Origin of the sequence: Chryseobacterium sp. 1B4 (assembly GCF_036631475.1) — a bacterium.
GTDB lineage: Bacteria > Bacteroidota > Bacteroidia > Flavobacteriales > Weeksellaceae > Chryseobacterium.
On the sequence record NZ_JAPNUF010000008.1, the window covers coordinates 447,733 to 466,480 of the forward strand.

At 37.5% G+C, this 18,748-nt stretch carries 20 protein-coding genes and 4 pseudogenes; 6 read left to right on the forward strand and 18 right to left on the reverse strand.

Going from position 1 to position 18,748, the window contains the following annotated elements; genetic code table 11:
* Positions 1–11: 11 nt before the first annotated feature.
* On the reverse strand, positions 12–266 hold the full coding sequence (locus OWR28_RS18395; protein WP_332387939.1) for a hypothetical protein: 255 nt from the start codon (positions 264–266) through the stop codon (positions 12–14).
* Between the two features lie 47 nt (positions 267–313).
* Positions 314–562 carry a DUF1543 domain-containing protein gene (locus tag OWR28_RS18400; protein WP_332387940.1) on the reverse strand — a complete coding sequence of 83 codons (249 nt, stop codon included), beginning with the start codon at positions 560–562 and terminating at the stop codon, positions 314–316.
* Positions 563–659: 97 nt separating this feature from the next.
* Here OWR28_RS18400 and OWR28_RS18405 point away from each other — a divergent pair, with 97 nt between their 5' ends.
* Entirely contained in the window at positions 660–1,490 is an 831-nt protein-coding gene (locus OWR28_RS18405; RefSeq protein WP_131435226.1) for a sulfite exporter TauE/SafE family protein, read from the forward strand.
* On the forward strand, positions 1,490–1,873 hold the full coding sequence (locus tag OWR28_RS18410; RefSeq protein WP_002977601.1) for a DUF1634 domain-containing protein: 384 nt from the start codon (positions 1,490–1,492) through the stop codon (positions 1,871–1,873). The genes OWR28_RS18405 and OWR28_RS18410 overlap by 1 nt, the downstream gene beginning before the upstream one ends.
* Before the next feature lie 2 nt (positions 1,874–1,875).
* Here OWR28_RS18410 and gloA2 read toward each other — a convergent pair whose 3' ends face one another.
* Positions 1,876–2,253, reverse strand: coding sequence for an SMU1112c/YaeR family gloxylase I-like metalloprotein (gloA2, locus tag OWR28_RS18415; protein ID WP_332387942.1), 378 nt, complete (start codon positions 2,251–2,253; stop codon positions 1,876–1,878).
* Between the two features lie 35 nt (positions 2,254–2,288).
* The gene (locus OWR28_RS18420) at positions 2,289–2,630 is read right to left on the reverse strand and encodes a hypothetical protein (RefSeq protein ID WP_332387944.1); all 342 of its coding nucleotides are present in this window, start codon (positions 2,628–2,630) and stop codon (positions 2,289–2,291) included.
* 220 nt (positions 2,631–2,850) lie between these two features.
* On the opposite strand from OWR28_RS18420, the gene OWR28_RS18425 reads away from it, so the two are divergent.
* Positions 2,851–3,918 carry an endonuclease/exonuclease/phosphatase family protein gene (locus OWR28_RS18425; RefSeq protein ID WP_332387946.1) on the forward strand — a complete coding sequence of 356 codons (1,068 nt, stop codon included), beginning with the start codon at positions 2,851–2,853 and terminating at the stop codon, positions 3,916–3,918.
* 29 nt (positions 3,919–3,947) lie between these two features.
* On the opposite strand, the gene OWR28_RS18430 is transcribed toward OWR28_RS18425, so the two are convergent.
* The 11 genes and pseudogenes from OWR28_RS18430 to OWR28_RS18480 all read right to left on the reverse strand — a co-directional run bounded on the left by OWR28_RS18430 (position 3,948) and on the right by OWR28_RS18480 (position 13,924).
* On the reverse strand, positions 3,948–4,103 hold the full coding sequence (locus OWR28_RS18430; protein WP_332387947.1) for a hypothetical protein: 156 nt from the start codon (positions 4,101–4,103) through the stop codon (positions 3,948–3,950).
* A 1-nt stretch (position 4,104) separates the two neighbouring features.
* Positions 4,105–5,163, reverse strand: a complete 1,059-nt coding sequence (locus OWR28_RS18435; RefSeq protein ID WP_332387949.1) for a diphosphomevalonate decarboxylase — start codon at positions 5,161–5,163, stop codon at positions 4,105–4,107.
* A 21-nt stretch (positions 5,164–5,184) separates the two neighbouring features.
* Positions 5,185–6,952 (reverse strand): annotated as a pseudogene (locus OWR28_RS18440) (AMP-dependent synthetase/ligase).
* Positions 6,949–7,960: pseudogene (locus OWR28_RS18445) on the reverse strand (NAD-dependent epimerase/dehydratase family protein). The pseudogenes OWR28_RS18440 and OWR28_RS18445 overlap by 4 nt, the downstream one beginning before the upstream one ends.
* 258 nt (positions 7,961–8,218) lie before the next feature.
* Positions 8,219–9,223 (reverse strand): MvdD family ATP-grasp ribosomal peptide maturase, encoded by a 1,005-nt coding sequence (locus OWR28_RS18450; protein WP_332387950.1) that lies wholly within the window; start codon positions 9,221–9,223, stop codon positions 8,219–8,221.
* Positions 9,216–10,172: an MvdC family ATP-grasp ribosomal peptide maturase gene (locus OWR28_RS18455; RefSeq protein ID WP_332387951.1), complete on the reverse strand. Its 957-nt coding sequence runs from the start codon at positions 10,170–10,172 to the stop codon at positions 9,216–9,218. Before OWR28_RS18455 ends, OWR28_RS18450 begins: the two co-directional genes overlap by 8 nt.
* A gap of 72 nt (positions 10,173–10,244) precedes the next feature.
* Positions 10,245–10,469: a microviridin/marinostatin family tricyclic proteinase inhibitor gene (locus OWR28_RS18460; protein ID WP_332387952.1), complete on the reverse strand. Its 225-nt coding sequence runs from the start codon at positions 10,467–10,469 to the stop codon at positions 10,245–10,247.
* Positions 10,470–10,520: 51 nt separating this feature from the next.
* Positions 10,521–10,787: a microviridin/marinostatin family tricyclic proteinase inhibitor gene (locus OWR28_RS18465; RefSeq protein ID WP_332387953.1), complete on the reverse strand. Its 267-nt coding sequence runs from the start codon at positions 10,785–10,787 to the stop codon at positions 10,521–10,523.
* A gap of 82 nt (positions 10,788–10,869) precedes the next feature.
* A complete protein-coding gene (locus OWR28_RS18470) occupies positions 10,870–11,649 on the reverse strand; it encodes an alpha/beta fold hydrolase (protein ID WP_332387954.1) in 780 nt (259 codons plus the stop codon).
* 125 nt (positions 11,650–11,774) lie between these two features.
* Positions 11,775–12,586, reverse strand: a pseudogene (locus tag OWR28_RS18475) (pyridoxine 5'-phosphate synthase).
* Between the two features lie 69 nt (positions 12,587–12,655).
* Positions 12,656–13,924 carry a mechanosensitive ion channel family protein gene (locus tag OWR28_RS18480; protein ID WP_332387955.1) on the reverse strand — a complete coding sequence of 423 codons (1,269 nt, stop codon included), beginning with the start codon at positions 13,922–13,924 and terminating at the stop codon, positions 12,656–12,658.
* Positions 13,925–14,194: 270 nt separating this feature from the next.
* Here OWR28_RS18480 and OWR28_RS18485 point away from each other — a divergent pair, with 270 nt between their 5' ends.
* From OWR28_RS18485 to OWR28_RS18495, 3 genes are all read left to right on the forward strand, one after another.
* On the forward strand, positions 14,195–15,382 hold the full coding sequence (locus tag OWR28_RS18485; protein WP_332387956.1) for a peptidase associated/transthyretin-like domain-containing protein: 1,188 nt from the start codon (positions 14,195–14,197) through the stop codon (positions 15,380–15,382).
* Positions 15,383–15,461: 79 nt separating this feature from the next.
* Positions 15,462–15,953, forward strand: a complete 492-nt coding sequence (locus OWR28_RS18490) for a DUF456 domain-containing protein (protein WP_332387957.1) — start codon at positions 15,462–15,464, stop codon at positions 15,951–15,953.
* A gap of 16 nt (positions 15,954–15,969) precedes the next feature.
* The gene (locus OWR28_RS18495) at positions 15,970–16,479 is read left to right on the forward strand and encodes a hypothetical protein (RefSeq protein WP_332387958.1); all 510 of its coding nucleotides are present in this window, start codon (positions 15,970–15,972) and stop codon (positions 16,477–16,479) included.
* Here OWR28_RS18495 and OWR28_RS18500 read toward each other — a convergent pair.
* From OWR28_RS18500 to OWR28_RS18510, 3 genes and pseudogenes are all read right to left on the reverse strand, one after another.
* A pseudogene (locus OWR28_RS18500) lies at positions 16,466–17,105 on the reverse strand (uracil-DNA glycosylase). The gene OWR28_RS18495 and the pseudogene OWR28_RS18500 overlap by 14 nt on opposite strands.
* Positions 17,106–17,316: 211 nt before the next feature.
* Positions 17,317–18,150: an acyltransferase gene (locus tag OWR28_RS18505; protein WP_332387960.1), complete on the reverse strand. Its 834-nt coding sequence runs from the start codon at positions 18,148–18,150 to the stop codon at positions 17,317–17,319.
* 46 nt (positions 18,151–18,196) lie between these two features.
* On the reverse strand, positions 18,197–18,718 hold the full coding sequence (locus tag OWR28_RS18510) for a GNAT family N-acetyltransferase (RefSeq protein WP_332387961.1): 522 nt from the start codon (positions 18,716–18,718) through the stop codon (positions 18,197–18,199).
* Between the last annotated feature and the right edge of the window lie 30 nt (positions 18,719–18,748).

An 18,748-nucleotide genomic window follows, 5' to 3' on the forward strand; every position in this document is an offset into this window, starting at 1 on the left:
TAGATTTATTCTTATTGGATCTTATCAATTTTTAAATAACCAAGTCCCATCGGGTTTTTCTGATTTTCTGCATCAGATTTTTTAAGAATGATGGAATATTTTTCTTTCATATGGGCAGGAAGAATATCGCTCACATTAAAAATATCGTCGATATCTACCCCATGCTTATCATCAATGTGGCTTACAGCTCCTTCAAAACCCATCGTCTGATAAAATTCAGTAGCTTTTGCTCTTTTTACGATTTCTCCCATGGATGGCCCTGCCATTAAGTGCTGCTCATGAAATTCTTCAAAGAAACCAGGCTTGTACCCTCCTAAATTGAGAAAAACAGCTGGTCTTCAGATGACTTTTCTCCCTTGTTTACAATCTCCACTTCATATCCGTCAGCAAATTGTACTTCCTGATAACAGTCTACATGGATTTTCCCATCCGCTTCCTTCCAAAAGTCTTTCATATCCGGAACCAGGTCTTTCAGGTTCTCTGCAATTCCGAAGAAAACATCGTGCTGCTCAATATTCCTTCCCTGAGGTGTTGCCCCCAGAATGACATAAAATAATTTCAATTGATTTTTCATGCATACAAAAATACGTTAAATTTATCTTTTTCAAATGTTTGGCAGACAAGCACAATAATTTTATATTTGTAACATTATTTGTAGTATGTCAGAAATTATCATACTCTTCCTTGGCGCAATTTCCGCTGGTCTTTTAGGTTCACTTACGGGTTTAGGAGGAGGAGTTATCATTATTCCTTTATTAACGCTGGGTTTCGGCGTTCCAATGCATTACGCTATCGGTGCTTCGCTCATTTCTGTGATCGGAACTTCTTCCGGTGCGGCTGTAGCTTTCGTGAAAGAGGGCTTTACCAATATGAGAATCGGGATGTTTCTCGAGATAGCCACTACAGCAGGAGCTATCATCGGTGCCCTTGTTTCGGGAATGCTTAATCCGAATACCATCGGAATTATTTTCGCAAGTATTCTTCTTTTAACGGTTATTTTAAATCTTAAAGGAAAACCGGATCATCAGGAGCCACTGGTCAAAGGAAGCCTGGAAGATAAACTGAAATTATATGGAACATTTCCGGATAAAGGCGTATTGAAAAGCTATTCTGCAAGAAATACCGTTCCCGGATTTTTAATGATGATGTTTGCTGGTGCCATGTCCGGGCTATTAGGAATAGGCTCCGGAGCATTGAAGGTATTGGCCATGGATAATATGATGAAACTGCCTTTCAAAGTATCTACAACAACCAGTAACTTCATGATCGGAGTAACGGCAGTAGCCAGTGCACTGATCTATTTCCAGCGGGGAGAAATTATTCCGGTAATTGTAGCTCCGGTACTGATTGGAGTGGTCATCGGAAGTTTCATCGGTTCAAAAACACTGATGGTATCAAAAACCAAAAAATTAAAAGTATTTTTTGCCATTGTGATTACCATCCTTTCGGTTTATATGATGTATAACGGTATCAACAAAAGTTTCAGATAATGAAAAAGAATTTTACAGATGTAGATCTGAACCGTTCCGTAGGAAATCTTCTGAGACTGGGTGTTATTCTATCTGTGGCTACATCACTGATCGGTTTTATCAAGCTGTTCTTCGAAGGTTTTAAAATGCCTGAAAACTACACCAGCCTTGTGGTAGGTACTTCTTCTGAAAAGATATGGGGATACTTCTGGGATTCTCTGTGCAAAGGAGAAGGTATGGCCATCATTCAGCTGGGTATTCTTTTATTGATCATTACTCCCCTGATGAGGATTGTTTTCGCTCTGATAGGCTATTTAAAAGAAAAAGACTACGTCTATGTAGTCATTTCCTCTATTGTTTTAGCTATTATGGCGGTGAGTTTCCTTACCGGTTACGCACACTAATTTTACATTTCATAAAACTCTAAAGGCAGCTGGTCCGGATCCTGGGTAAAGAAAAATTCTTTTCCGGTGAACTCGTCTATACGGATTTCTTCACAAACAAGCCCTTTTCTGATGAGCTCGTTACGTTTTTCTGTAACATTTTCTACGGAGAAAGCAAGATGCCTTAATCCGCATGCTTCCGGGCGTGAAGGGCGCTGTGGCGGATCAGGAAAAGAGAACAGCTCAATCACATAATGATCTCCGATGGCCAGGTCAAGCTTATAAGACTGTCTTTCTTCACGGTATACCTCCCGAATGATATTTAAATCTAAAACTTCTGTATAAAACTTCTTTGAAACAGCATAATCTGAACAGATAATGGCAATATGATGGATTTTCATTTTTTACTTTTAAATTATTTCTGAATTCAACTTTATTATTGTATTTCTTTACAGTTATCTTTCCTTCTTGTGTCAATAATATACTGAATTTTCCATTCATTATTCTGCTTTACCAGCTGAAAACTATTAGCTCCGCAATGTGATAACTTTCCCTTTAAATAAAAGGAATAAGGCGTAAAAACGCTCGCCAGGTTTCCGTCTGTATGAACAGCTTCTATGATAATTCTTTCATCCAGATCGCCTTTGGGAAATTTTGAGACTGAAGCAATGAAATCCTGTACACTGTCACTTTTTACAGTACCGTCTTTTGTTATGGTTTGAAGGACCGCATTTTCCGTAAAGGCAGATTTTACCAGCTCCGGATCTGCATTTTTCATGCCGAGAAATAAGTTACGGACAGGTTTTTCAATATCTTTATTCTGCTGACCGAAGCCTGAAATACCGATCAGAAGAAAAACACAACTATTTTATTCATGGAACAGATTTAGATCAATAAAAATAGATAAAATAAAATTTACATTGATCAATAAATTTTAAGATTCATTTTCCTTAAATTGTAACCAAATTATTTCAGAGTTTCTCATGTGGATTATTTATATGACCCTGGCCATACTTTTACTGGTCATGACTATACTGCCCAGAATTCAGCATTCCCACTGGATATTCCGGGTTCCTGAATTTGCTAAAATACAGGTTACATATCTTATATTTTTCACTTTTCTTTTTGGGCTTATCATCGATATGAAAGAACATCTATGGTATTATCAGGGTTTTTTACTGGCCTTGTTTGTCTATCACAGCCGGACTCTCGTAAGATATACTCCTCTGTATCCTGTAAAAAAACACAGACAGCTTCGCAAGTCTTCTGACAAGCTGCATTTTATTTCGGCTAATGTGTATCAGTTCAATAAGGAATATGAGAGATTCTCCAGCCTTGTTAAAAAGCATCATCCGGATTTTTTCATGACGATGGAAAGTAACGGCGATTGGGAAAAAGCAATGAGACCACTGGAAAAAGAATATCCTTACCAGCATAAAGTGACTCTTGAAAATACCTATGGTATGCATTTCTATTCAAGGGTTGAAATTAAAGAAGCCAAGACTCATTATTTTGTGGCTGATGATATTCCAAGCATTGAAATTCATATGAAAACAGCTGATGGGTTCTCTTTTGTTTTTTTCGGTGTACATCCTCCACCGCCGAGTCCTACAGAAGAAGAAACGTCAAAGGAAAGGGATGGCGATCTTCTCAGTGCTGCCAAACGTATAAAAGACATCAGAAAGCCAGTTATTGTGGCAGGTGATTTCAATAACGTCGCGTGGTCAAGATCATCTGTTCTTTTCAGGAAAACCAGTCATCTGATAGATCCGAGAGTAGGACATTCTTTCGTTTCTACCTTCCATGCAAAGTATCGTCTTTTAAGATTTCCTATTGATCTGATGTTTCACAGTGAAGATATTTTTATCAAACAGCTGAAGACCCTGGATAATTTCGGTTCGGATCACCTTCCGGTATACTGCGAATTTTTCATAGATCATCACAATGATGAACAGGAAGGACTGATTGAAACAGCGACCGCTGAAGAAAAAGCAGAAGCAGAAATCATGATTGAGGAAGGAAAGAAAGAAGATGGAGAACGCGAAGCTGTTGTTACTGAAGATTAATAAAAAAAGTGGGCTAAAGCCCACTCCTATTAAATATTTTTATCAGAATCCAAAATTCCAGCCCAATTGATTGTCCTGTTCCAGCCAAAAGCTACTTTTACCGGACCTTCCTCATATTCAGCAAAAAACATAAGTAATAAAGCAATGGCAACAGCAACAAGAATATAAAGTCTCTTCTTTTTCATATTAGAATTTCATCACATCCTTCACGACTCCATTCTTCTGGGTGTGCTGTAATAATTCTGCTTCTATGAACGCTTTGATCTGTTCCTCAGAACCATTGTTTGGAAACAGAAGATGAACATTGGCTCCTGCATCCAACGTAAAGAATAAAGGGGATCCGGTCTCTCTTCTGAAATCCCAGATCTTATTAATGACTTCCAAGGTACCTGTTTTCATCAGGATAAAAGCAGGATCGCTCATCATCATCATAGCATGCAGTGTAAGCGCTTCGTGTTCTACCAGCTTGATAAAACGCTCCATATCTCCGCTTTTCAGGATTTCTTTCATTGGAACAAAGTTTTCCCTGGCCTCCTGAAATCTTCGTTCCGCATAAGGATTCAGCTTCATCAAACCGTGTCCTACGGTTGAAGAAACACTTTTCTGCCCTTCATGAATCAACAGTACCCAATCATTAAAGTTTTTGAATACTTCGTGAATTTCAGCATCCGGATACTGCACCCCGAACAGATCGGAACTCCCTTTTACCTCATCCGTTTCTCCCCACACTACAAGCCCATTGTAAAGACTTCTGCATGCACTTCCACTTCCCAATCTTGCCAAAAAGGAAGCTTTTCTCAAAGATTCTTCCTCAGAAGTTTTTTCTGTAAATGAAGCATCCAAAGCCATAAGACATTTTGCTATCGCTCCAAATCCTGAAGCAGAGCTTGCAATCCCGGAACTGTGCGGAAATGTATTTTCTGTTCTGATGATATATTTACCTTTTAAAATCCATGGAAGGTATTGCGCTATATTTCTGAAATATTTTTCAATTTTTTCGGCAAACCTCACCTCTTCGTTTCCGGCAAGGAAAGTTTGTACTGAAAAAGGTTCATTAGCCACAAATTCCATTGAAGTATTGGTTTTACAATGATTTAAAGTATAACTGATACTTGGGTTGGCTGGCATCTGATCAGCATATTTCCCCCAGTATTTAATCAGGGCAATATTAGACGGGCAGCTCTCTGAAACCGTTTGTGTATGAATGGTGAAATTTTCTTTTCCTGTAAATTCTTGTGTCGTCATATTTCAATTTAAAGGTACTGTTTAGTACATCTTCTCTATAATATCTGCATATTTCTTAATTACCACATTTCTTTTGACCTTCAAAGTAGGGGTTATTTCTCCTGTATTGATATCAAATTCTGCCGGCATTAAGGTAAATTTCTTCACCTTTTCATAATCTGCCAGGTGGCTTTGTAATTCTTTAATTTTCTCCTTGTAAAAGTCTATTACCTTTTCATTTTTTACAGCCTCTTCCCAACTGGTAAAAGGGATATTATTCTTTTTGATATAATCCTGCAAAAACTCAAAGTTAGGAACAATCAACGCTGAAACAAACTGTCTCCCTTCTGCAATCAGCATAATCTGCTGAATAAAATTATTGTTTGTTAAAAGGTTTTCAATCTGTTGCGGAGCGATATATTTTCCGTTGGACGTTTTCATAAGATCTTTGATCCTGTCCGTAATGATCAGGTTTCCTTTATCATCAAACTTCCCTGCATCACCGGTTTTGAACCATCCGTCTTCGGTAAACACTTTCTGGTTTCTTCAGGCTTTTTGTAATATCCTTTCATAATTCCGTTCCCTCTTGCCTGGATCTCGTCATTTTCCCCGATACGCATTTCTACGCCCGGCAATGGTTTTCCGCTGGTACCATGTTCAAAATGAGTTAAAGGAATAGCGTTAATGTAGCGGTAGTTTCAGTTAACCCATAGCCCACAGTTACATGAATTCCCACTGATTCAAAGAAACGGGTAACTTCCGGAGAAAGGGATGCGCCACCGCATGGTAAAAACCAAAGTCTTCCGCCCATTTTTTCTTTAATTTTACTGAAGACCAGGATATCAGCAACAGATTCTTTCAGTTTTAATCCAAAAGGAACCGGTTTTTCATTTCTTCTCAGCTCGGCTGTTTCCCATCCGGTTTTAAGGGCCCAGTCAAAGATTTTCTTTTTCAAAGATGAACCTTCTTCTGCCTTTTCCAGAACTCCGGCATATACTTTCTGGAAAAATCTCGGTACAGCACACATCGCTGTAGGTTTTACTTCTTCCAGTGCTTTAGCTACATTTTTAGGATCTTCCAGGAAATAAACACGCGCCCCGCCATATAAGCAAAGTAAGCTCCAGCTTCTTTCAAACACATGGCTTAACGGTAAAAATGCCAGCGATAATTCTTCTTCAAAGTTTTTAAACTTAAAAAATTCAAAATGAGAATCGAACGCTTTGATAAAATTTCCGTGGGTAAGCATTACTCCTTTCGGAATTCCGGTGGTTCCGGAGGTATAGATTAATGTGGCTGTATCATCATATTCTCTCTTGCAGATCTCCAGCTTTGGTGAAGCTTTTGCGATGAAATCCTCAAGATAAAAGCTGTTGAATTCTTTCTTGATCCATACTGCTTTTTTGGAAATAATAATCGTTTCCAGATTGTTTTCCTCTTTATGTAAAAGTTCCAGGCAGGCGTCATACTGCATCTGGTTTCCTACTAAAACAACTTTAGCACCTGAGTCGTTGATGATATGTTCCGCCTGTTCTGCGTTATTGGTAGAATAAACAGGTACCGTAATAGCTCCGATAGCCATTGAAGCCAGATCCATAATCATCCATTCGGACGAATTATCTGAATAAATAGCGACTCTGTCATTTTCCTGAACACCGGCTTCTTTTAAAGCATTGGCTGTTTTAAAAATAATCTCACTGAATTTTTTCCAGCTCAGCTCTTTCCAGGCTGCATCTTTCTTTTTAAATCCGATAGCCGCTTTTATAGGATGTTTTTCTACATTTTTAAGGATAATTGCCTCTGCAAGATTCATTTCTTCAGCTTTTTGTCGTTAATATAATTATTCAGGTGAAAGTCTATACTTTCATTTACGGGAATAAACTGGTAGTTCAGCTTTTCTTTGACTTTATGATTGGAAATGGTGTTGAATGAAGATATGGCTTCGATATTGGATTTGGTCACCATTCTCAGTTTTGGAATCAGCCATCCGAAAAGGATGTTGGCTATTCTCCCAATGTTTAATTGAGTTGGGGTAAGAATTTTTGCTTCCTTAAGTCCAAGACGGGATCTGATCTGTTTTGCAAGGTCGGCATACCTGTTATTCTCTGCAACAATGATAAACCGCTCTCCAAAAAGATTATTGTCCATGAGCCCGATTGCAGTATTGGCTACATCTCTTACGTCAACATAAGCAGAGCCTCCAGAAAAGGTAAAGCCATTGTCTTCAAAGGTAGAGAAAAGTTCTCCGCTGCTTTGGTTCCAGTTTCCGCTACCTACAATCATTCCCGGATTAATAATAATGACATTCATACCTTCTGCCGAAGCTCTCCATGCTTCCATTTCAGATAAGTGTTTTGAAATAGCATATGCAGAGTGTTCCAGTTTTGGATTAAAGTCAGAATCTTCATCTAATTCTCCTTTTTCATTAAAATTATCAAGAACAGCAACGGAACTTACGTGAAGAAATTTTTTAACGTCAGATCCTTCACAGGCATACAGCAGGTTTTCTGTACCCTTGATGTTGGTATGGTACATCTCTTTTTCATCTTTCGGATGAAAGCTCACTTTGCGGCACAATGATACACCTCATCTACACCCTGCAATGCAGTTTTCAAAGAGTCGAGATCATCAAAATCTACGTTTACCCATTCGATCTTATTAAAAAAATCATCAGGATTCTCCGTATAAAAGCCGTATGAATGCCTTACTTCGTTTAAATTGCTTCCCGGCCTTTTGGAAGCCCGTACATTTTCCCCTTTTTAAGAAGTTCCAGTACAATTACTCTTCCCAGGATTCCGGTAGCACCCGTTACAAAAATCATTAATTATTTACTTGATTGCTGACTAAAATATAACAATATTTTCTATCCGGCAATTCTTCCGGATCTATAAAAACGCCTCAGAAAAACTGCTTCTGCAAATTTGCGATTTTTAAAGCATAATTCAATTTAATTTAACCAATATTATCATTCAGAAATCAATAAACAGAAAAAATTTGATCACAGCTGAGCATTAAAAATAAAAGTCCTGAAAGAATTGACAGCTTTCAGGACTTCTATGATTAAAAATTGCTTTGTTTTTTAAGCCATTACTTCATTATTTCTTCTTGGAGCCTTGTCGCACAAAACGTCTGCAATGCTTTTGGAAATAAGGTTTCCTTCTGTAAGATTATCCAGCCAGAAGAATTCTCCGGCAGCATTGATCTCGATGAAGTAATATTCGTCTTCAGGAGAAACAATCATATCTATGGCTCCGTAGTCTACATTGTAAACATCAAGAAGCTCAAGCAATTTTGCTTCTACATCTGCCGGAAGTTCTGTTCTGTTCCATTTATCAATGAGATTGATTCCATCTTTTCTCCAGTCTATTTTTGCATCTTCAGACTGCTGGGAATCTATTTCAAATGCATAGACATCTCTTCCCACAATGGTAATACGAAGTTCCTTTTTCTTTTGAATCATCTGCTGAAACTGCATAGGGCAATACAGCAGTGAATCCAGCTCTTCCAGTTTATCTTCGCTTACAACATTGGTAAACACAACGTTTTCTACACCGTCTTCATAGATGGCAAAACCGGTCTGCATTTTGGCTACTACATTCTGATGCTTCAGAATAAATTTTCTGGCTTCATCAGGGTTGTTGGTAAGGCAGGTTGCAGGAATTGTCAATCCTAATTTGTCTGCTATTTTCAACTGTTCTTCCTTGCTGTCCAGTCTTCGGTATACACTTGGCTTTCCTAAAGAATAAGCATCCACCGATTCGAAGAAGCCAAAAAGAGTGTTCCTGATCTCTCCCATTGCGGCCCCGTAAAATTTACTGTCCATTTCTTCTTTCAATCCTTTTCCGATATTGTAAGCTCTCCGGTACCAAATGGCAGAAATGTCATCCAAACGGTGCTTTGCTTCAGGAGTTTCAAGAAAACTTACCCATTCTCCATCCTGAAAAATAGTGGAAAGTTTATTTTGTAAGGGGTAAACATCAACATCAAACCGGATGACTTCACAGTTATTTTTTTCAATATATTCTGTTACTTTTTCAATGGAAAAATTATCTGCGGTATGTGTTATAATTAAAATTTTATTCATGGAAATTGATTCTTTTGATAAGATTGTCGGCAATTCTTTCTGCAATGGGAAATCCCAGCTCTTTCTGCAGCATTCCCCATTCTCCCTGCGGATTGACTTCCAGGAAATAGTAAGCTCCGTCTCTCCCTTTGATCATATCGATAGCTCCTATATAAAGCCCCATTTCTTTCATCATGGAACTAAGGTTGGCTTTTACAGTCTCAGGAAGTTCATAGGCTGACCAGAAATACCCTTCACGGGCTACTCTCCAGTCTGCATTTTCACTGTTATTGATCTTTCCTGTGAAGAAATCTCCGTCTACATAGACAATTCTCAGTTCATATTCTTTGTCAATATAAGGCTGGAAAATCATTGGGCAGTATGCAATATCAGAAAGGTGTTCAAGGGATTCTTCCTCAATAACCGTAGTCGAAATCATGTTTTCTCCTGACATTGTTTTCGCGGTTACCCCATGAAGTTTTGCGATGGCTTTTCCCCGACAGTACTGATGGAAAAATGTCGTTATTTTTTCTTCATCATTGGAGAAAATGGTTTTGGGAATGGTTAAGTTATTTCTTTGTGCAATTTTCAGCTGAAATATCTTGTTTCCATCCACTTTCTTTTCGTTTTCATAAGGGTTGATCCACGGAATATTTTCCAAAGCCGTTATCAGATTATACCTCAGGCTTCCATATTCGTTGAGGAAAATCCTTTCATAATCCTGATCCAGCTCTTCAGGAGCACTGATCCTCCATGCTTTTCTGTGCCATACTCCTCTGATATCATCAGAATGGATTGTATTTCCTGATTCATCTGTCAGTTCAAATGAGTTTTCATAGATGCTGATCTTCTGAAGATGGTTAAGGCGGTCGGAATTCAATCTGAAATAAGGAATATTTTTGGAGCTCAGATATTCGAAAAAAATATCAATATTATAAAAATCCTGTGAGTGGGTGATGCAGAGAATCATTTGCCGGTTTTATTAAAAGGGAAACTTAATGTTTAAGTTTCCCTACTATTTTATTTAATATTCTGTCTGATCTTACAGTGGAAGGTTGATAACATCATCATCACCGTCAGATGGATATTTCATGGTTTGCATCATATCATCTTTCGGAGATGTCACCGTGTCTACTGTCGGCTTTGTAATCAGATCTGTTTCAGCAAGTGTTATATCACTTCCTCCTTTTACTGTTTCAGGATCCTTCACCTGTTTTTCCAGGAATGATGCGAAAAACGGCTTCTTCTTTGAGTTGTTGCTTTTCATAATGTTTTAGTTTTGGTTTGAATATAATTTAGCTTATGCTTGTACACATGATCATACTTCTAAAACATCCTCATCACCGTCAGAAGGATATTTCATGGTTACATTATCATTATCAGGTGTAGTAACATTATCCTTAATAGGAGTAGTGATCTGATCCTGAAGGGATGTTGTAATCTGATCTGCAAGCACAGAAGTAATACCTCCTCCTTTTACTGTTTCAGGATCCTTCACCTGTTTTTCCAGGAATGTAGCAAAAAACGGCTTCTTTTTGAATTTTTGTTTTCCATAAGTTAATATTTTTTTGTTTTGAAAATCCAAAGTACAAAAAATTCAAATCATGGAGAAATAATAGCGCGTTTTAATAAAATTTTAACACAATATTTAAAATTAAAGTACAATATTAACTTAAACCAAGAAATTCCTTTACAACATTTGCAAAATCAACAGGATTTTCAGCCTGTACCCAGTGTCCGGCATTCTTTACCGTAACTATTTTAGCTTTAGGAAATTGCTGCCTGATTCCATATTCATCCTGCGGTAGAATATAATTGGATTTTGCCCCTGCTATAAACAGGGTATCTCCTTCAAAAACTCCGAATTTGACAGCGTTGGATACAAATTCATTATATTTTTCAGATAATGTTTTAAGATTAAATCTCCAGCCGAGTTTTTTATTGTCATCCCAATAGAGGTTTTTCGTTAGAAACTGAACGGTAGATCTTTCCGGAATGTATTGGTTCAGAACTGCTTCCACTTCATTTCTTGAAGTTACCGTATTGAAGTCTACGGTTTCCAATGCTTTGATAATCCCCTGATGATGCGGAGGATATGCTTTAGGTGAGATATCCACAACAATCAGTTTTTCAACACGTTCAGGATATTTTATAGCAAACTGCATCACTGCTTTCCCTCCTAATGAATGCCCCAGAACATGCGCTTTCTGAATTCCGTAATGATCCATATAACGGGCAATATCATCAGCCAGGTCATCATGAGACATACTGTCTGAGTGAAAGCTTCTGCCATGGTTTCTAAGGTCAATCAGATGTACCGGAAGATATTCTCCGAGATCTTTTCCAAAGCTTCCCCAGTTGTCAAGCATTCCGAATAATCCGTGAAATACCAGAAGCGGCGTGGTCGTTAAATTTTCGCCGAATATTTTTGAGTTTAAGATTTCCATATTTTTAGAAGTTAGAGGTGAAAAATCAGAAGTTAGATAAATCAAGCATAATCTGTTTATGCTATTTTAATACACTTGAAGTTTTACTAACTTCCAGCATCCAGCTTCTGATTTCTCATAATTTATTACCATTTAGCCAGCCTCTTCAGGTAAGCCTGAACTGTATTTTCCAATCCCATATAAAGTGCTTCAGAAATCAAAGCATGTCCGATAGATACTTCCAACAGATTTGGAATGTTGTCTGCAAAGTATTTCAGATTCTCCAGGCTCAGGTCATGACCTGCATTAATTCCTAATCCGAAATTAGTAGCTTCAACAGCTGTCTCATAATAAGGCTTTATAGCCTGTTCCTTATTGGTCAGATAGTTTTTTGCGTATGCTTCGGTATACAGTTCTATTCTGTCTGCTCCGGTCTTTGCGGCATATTCTACCAATTCCGGTAAAGGATCCAGAAAGATCGAGGTACGGATTCCTGCTTTTTTAAATTCTGCAATAATCTCTGTAAGATAATCAAGGTGATTTTTGTATCCCATCCGGCATTGGAAGTAATAGCATCATCAGCATCCGGAACTAAGGTAACCTGTTCAGGTTTCACGTCCAAAACCATATCGATAAAGCTCTGGTGCGGATTTCCTTCAATATTAAACTCAGTTGTAACCAACGGCTTCAGATCATAAACATCTTTTCTTGTGATATGTCTTTCATCAGGCCTTGGATGGATGGTAATTCCCTGTCCTCCGAATTCCTGAATTTTTACAACAGCTTCTGTAACACTTGGGGTTTCACCTCCTCTTGCATTTCTTAACGTCGCAATTTTATTAATGTTTACGCTTAGTTTTGTCATTTTTATGTTAGATGTTAGATATAAAATGATAGAAGCTGGAAGCCTGGGACTGGAAGTAAATCCAGGCACTGTACTTCCTTGGGTCTTCTGCATTCATGATCATTTAAAAATTTAATTTAAAATTTGTTTTAAAAGGCGCCGAACTTCCTGCTTCCCGCTTTTCTACACTTTCACGCTTACCTGCATTACCTGAAGTTCAAATTCCTTTGAAGCCACCAGCAGATGGTCAAAGATATCTGCCTGAATCTGCTCAAAACGTTCCCATTTGGAATCATTGGCAAAACAGTATACTTCAAGGGGCAGCCCTTGCGGAGTGATGTCCAGCTGACGTACCATCCGGGTTCCGTTTTTGTCAATATCAGGATCGTTTTCAATATATTTCTGTGCGTAATATCTGAACACGCCAATATTGGTAAGCTGTCTTCCGTTTACAATTTTATCTTTATGTACCAGGCTTTCTTTTTCTTTTTTAATTTCGGTGGTCCTTTCTTCAAGATAACCTGAAATCAGGTTAATCTCCTTCAGGCGTTCAATATCTTCATCCGTCAGGAATTTAAAAGAATTGATGTTAAAGTAAATTGATTTTTTTATTCTTCTGGTGTTGGACTCAGACATCACCTGCATATTCCTGATCTCAGTAGTCATCAGGTCATAAGTAGGAATGGTAGAAACTGTCTTATCAAAATTGGTGATTTTGGTGGTCAAAAGATTGATCTCTGTAATGTTTCCCTCAATGCTGTATTTGGGAATGCTTACCCAGTCTCCCACTTTTAAATTTTTGGAAGTGGCCACGTGAAGACCTGTCACGAATCCCAGGATTGTATCCCTGAAAACCAATACCAGCACAGCAGTAATAGCCCCAAGACTTCCTACGATTGTTGTTCCTTTAATCCCGAAAATCACACAGATTCCTACTACTGTAAATATGAAGATTCCTAGTATTTTTACAGTTTCCGAGATAGCATTCAGGGCCATGATCTTATAAAAGTCCTGTTTGATGCTGAAATAATTTCTGAAAGCAGTCAGCGATCTGTACAGCATTCCCGCAAGTATTAATACCAGCCCTAAATTGACACATCTTATAATGAAGATGGTTGTTTTTGGCAGTGCGTTTTCCGGAAATATGGAGCCCTGGATAGCCCCCACCACAATCAACGCAGCAAAGTGGGCCACAGAATTGGTGATTTTCGACTGATAAACAGATTTTAAGACCGGAAATTTCTGTTCATTATGAAATAACCTGAACACAGAATTGATGATGAACTTAAAAGCAAAATCAGTAACCAAAAACAGAATAAGAAGTAAACTCAGTTTTACAATGATATGAAAAACCCAGTCCAGCCCGGCTGGTGAAATCCGGGTAATATAGATATAGAGCTGTTCACTCAGCTCCTGTATAAAGTTTTTGGTTTCTTGTAACTGGTCATTCATTACAGCAAATTTATGAAATTAAGAATCATCATTTTACTATTCACAATCAATTTTCATCCCAAAGGGGACCACCGGAAAAATATTTAATAAAAATTATGGAATGATATCTTAAAAAATATTAATCTACCACAAGCTACCATTACAATTGAAAAATAAACTAAAAATTAAAGATATAAGTGAAAAATATTAAAAAAATTTTCACATTTAATGTTTTAATATTAAAAAATTATTAAATTTGATTAAAACTAAACCAATCAAAATCAAACATATATGAGACAAAATTACTTATTGATCATGCTATGCAGCTTCGTGCTCTTAGTGAACTGTAAAGGAGATGATACTGCTACTCCTGATGAAAATCCTGTAAAAGTGGTTTCCACAGGAAAAGTGGAAGGCAAAGTTTTTGCAAAAAACGGAACCAAACCCATTGGAGGTGCTCTTGTATTCACTACTGACGGCCAGAGCAATGTTTACCATACCTATTCCGATGCTGATGGCAGTTTCAGTTTAACCGCACCTGAGGGCAATACAACGCTTCATATTCAGACTGGTGACGGTAAAAATTTCAGAACCGAAGTTCCTGTTACCATTAAGAAAAATGAAACGGTCACTGTGTCTGCAACCGATTCGAAATTAGACCAGATCGCAAAAATGGCGTATGTAAAGGGAAGTTATGATGAAATTGAAGCGATTATAAGTTCTCTTGGATATACCGCAACTGAAATTACTTATCAGGATTTAAAAAATATGAATACCATCTCCCAATATGATATTATTTTCCTGAATTGCGGCTCCCGTACTTACACCCAAACCGGAACCTCCACGCCATCCAATGACACCAGTGTTTATAACAATCTTTCCACCTTTGTAACCAATGGAGGAAGCCTTTACAGCTCAGACTGGGCTTCGGCTTATCTGGTAGGGGGAAATACAAATACGGTAAGCTGTAATGCCCCGGGAGGTTTTATCAATGACAACCTTCTTTGTCTGCAGGATATTGGTGCAGCCACCACTTATATGGGCTGTAACGTTTCAAACACGGCTTTGGCAACTGCATTAGGATTTAATACATTGGATATTCAGTATGATATGGGTTCGTGGGAAAAAATTCAGAACTATGATCCGGCATTCTGGGATGTTCTGGTACAAAAAGGTAACGAACCTCTGATGATAAGAACAGGACATTATACCAATCCTTCTGCGCCACAGACTCCTGTAGGAACCTCCCTGAACAATAACCACATCACGATCTGCCACCATACGGCCAATGGAAATAATATCACCATTACGATCAACCAAAATGCCTGGAATGCACATCAGGCACATGGAGATACAATGGGACCTTGTACAGGAAACTCCAGCAGCGGAAATATCTATTATACCACATTCCATAACCATGCAAGCGGAAATATCGGTAAAGCAGGACCAATCCTGGAATATGTAATCTTAAATTTGTAATAAAATTTTATAACTCAGTTCTCAAAGTGGCTTTTTATAAGGCCACTTTTTTTATATTGCATCTATATTTTTTAAAAGAATGGATACAACGGTTATTAATATTTTCTGCCTTATTCTGTTATTTGTCGGGATATTGGGAACTTTTCTTCCGGTATTACCCGGTCTTTTGTTAAGCATTTGCGGACTCCTGATCTATAAATTCGGGACAGATGCGGATCTTCCGATGATTTATATCTGGGCATTTGGAATTCTTACTGCTGCTTCTGTAGTACTAAGCTATGTGATTCCGGCAAAGACCAACAGAAAATATGGGGGTACACGCTGGGGAAGTATCGGTTCTGTGGTTGGGACCATTGTTGGAATATTTATTCCAATCCCGTTGGGCTTTCTGATAGGAATGTTTGCAGGGGTATTTATTGGTGAATTGCTTCATGACAGTAAGGATATGAATAAAGCCTTACGATCTACCAAAGGAGCACTGGTTGGATTCATCTACGGAACCGGATTCAGCTTTGTAGTGGGAGTGGCAATGTTTTTGGTAGTACTACTTAATATGTTTAACATCATTTAATTAAATATAAGAAACTATGTTCCATAAAATTGTTCTACTCAGCCTTGGAATATTTGCATTAACAGGATGCGATGCCCAAAAGAAATCAAAGATAAACACAAAAGCCACTGAAATGCCAGCAGGTACAAAATCTACAAGCACCAATAATCAGCAAGATGGTGTTATATACCTTAGTGAAGGGGAAAATAAGTTTTTAAGGGAATACCAGATGAATGTAACATTCAAAGGGGTTTCTGAAGACAGCCGCTGTCCCGAAGGCGTCAATTGTATCTGGGCCGGAGTGGCTCTTGCTCAGGTGGAAGTCATGGGAACTTCTACCCGACCGATGATGCTGAACCTTGCCAGCGGAGATTTTCCTGCAAGAAATTATCACCAGTCAACAGAGTTCAACGGATATACGATTACATTACAGGATATTGCCCCATATCCGAAACAACAGGATGGAGCAAAAGCATTGGCCGGAAAATACAAAATCGGTATTACGATCAAAAAAGCAGATCAATCTGCTGGTTCTACCAGGAAATAGGCTTCTTCCCTTTGGAAACAAGATACTCATTAATTTTTGAGAAAGGTTTGCTTCCAAAAAACCTCTGTGAACAGAAAAAGGGGAAGGATGTGCTGATTTAAGTATAAAATGTTTAGCCGGATCTATAAGTTCGGCTTTTTTTTGTGCAAAAGCGCCCCACAATACAAATACCACATTTTCTTTTTTATCTGAAATTTCTTTAATAATAAAATCAGTGAATTTTTCCCAGCCCAGATCTTTATGAGAATTAGGTGAATGAGCGCGAACCGTTAAAGTAGCATTCAACAACAAAACACCTTGTCTTGCCCAATCATCAAGCTCTTTGGAAGTTCTTACCACTCCTAAGTCATCTTTTAACTCAATAAAAATATTCTTAAGTGAAGGCGGGGCAGCCACCTGCTCGGAAACAGAAAAGCATAATCCATTCGCCTGATAGTCATTATGGTAAGGATCCTGCCCGATAATCACAACCTCAACATCATCAAAAGCAGTCAACTCCAATGCTCTGAAGATCTGATTTTTTGGCGGAAAAACTTTGGTTGTTGCATATTCATTCTTCACTTTATCCCAAAGGGTTTTAAAGTATTCCGTACTTTTATCGGGGCTAAAATTTCTGTCCAGGTCATACTGCAAAAATAATAATATTAAAATAAAACAAGAGCATTAATCATACCTTAAATATCTTCACTTTTCTTTCAATCAGCCTATAAGAAAAGTAAGACAGCAATAATGAAAATGATATTAATAACAGATTATTAAGATGATAATTATGTACAATAACGAAATTCTGCTTCTTCACCATATAATGGATAATATACAACGAATAAGAGATATTGCCTAAAAATATATTGTTTTGGTTTCCAGAAATGCCTTCAGATAGTTTTGTTTTCCTTCATGCAGGCATTTAATCATCAATGCGGATAATAAAGGTATAAACAATGGTCCTTTACCGATAAACAACAAAGAGACAAATATTATAGTAATAATATAAATGATGAGATTTTCTTTTTCCGTTTTAAATGGCTTTAAAAGGGCAATCCCAATCCCAAGAAAATAGGAAGAAACCGTTCTCAGAAGGGAAACAAGGCCATATGGAAGATCAAGATATGCTGTTGATTCACCTTCTTTCAGTGGAATTTCAGAACCTATATATAAATGACCGGGAAGATGGGGAAGCATCCACCTCAAAATCAGACTTGATACAATTAAGATTTCACTGCGAATCTTATAACGCAGGATAATCCATAACATAAAAGGGAAGATCAAATAGCAGATCCATTCTGTGCTTAGCGACCAATAAACTATATTCAGCAGATAATTGGGATTAAAAAAGCATTGTATTAATGTGGCATTGATCAGGAGCCCGGCTATAGAGCTTTTTTCTAAAAACAGTACAATAAAAACAACTGATATGATGTAAACAGGATAAATTCTGTTGATTCTTTTTTTGTAAAAAATATCTATTACTTTATAATTCAGATTTCTAAACTTTTCAGAATAAGAAACCGTTAGTAAAAAGGCACTCAGCACAAAAAAGATATCAACAGCTACATAGCCCTTCCCTACTATATCCTGAATGAATTCATTCCTGAAAAAACTAAAATGAAAAAAAGCAACCCATAATGCGACAACTCCTCTAAGTCCCGTTAAAGATTTTATTTCATTTTTCATAGGTAATTTCAATCAGCGATAAAGATAGAGAAAACCTTTTGGATTTTTAATGATGGCCAGCAGAGAGCCTTTTCAGACTAAAAATAATATTATCAGGGAAATCTTTATCTTCCTTTCCTTCCCATACAATAAAACCATGTTTTAAAAGAATCCCTTTTGAATTTTCATTACATTTATTGGTAATAGCCAGAATTTCTTCTAAATTCAATTCATTAAAACCAAAATCCAAAACCACTTTCAAAGCTTCAGACATAATTCCCTGCCTGTGATATTCCGGCAGCAATTCATAGCCAACTTCTGCTGTTTTGCGGTCTTCAGAAAAATTCCAGAGACAGATGGTTCCGATAAGATTCAGCTGATCTTTTAAAGAAATTCCCAAATAGATGGTTTGGTTATTTTGAGTTCTTTCTTTAATCGTCAGAATAAACTGGAGCGCATCGTAGTTATTTTTAGGAGATTTCCTTATAACGAACCGATTGATCACCTCATTGCTTCGGATTCGCAAAATATCATCAACATGACTTTCGTTGATATCTCTCAGTAATAATCTTTGGGTTTCCAGTTTCATATTTCAAATTTAATAAAAGAATATTATCGG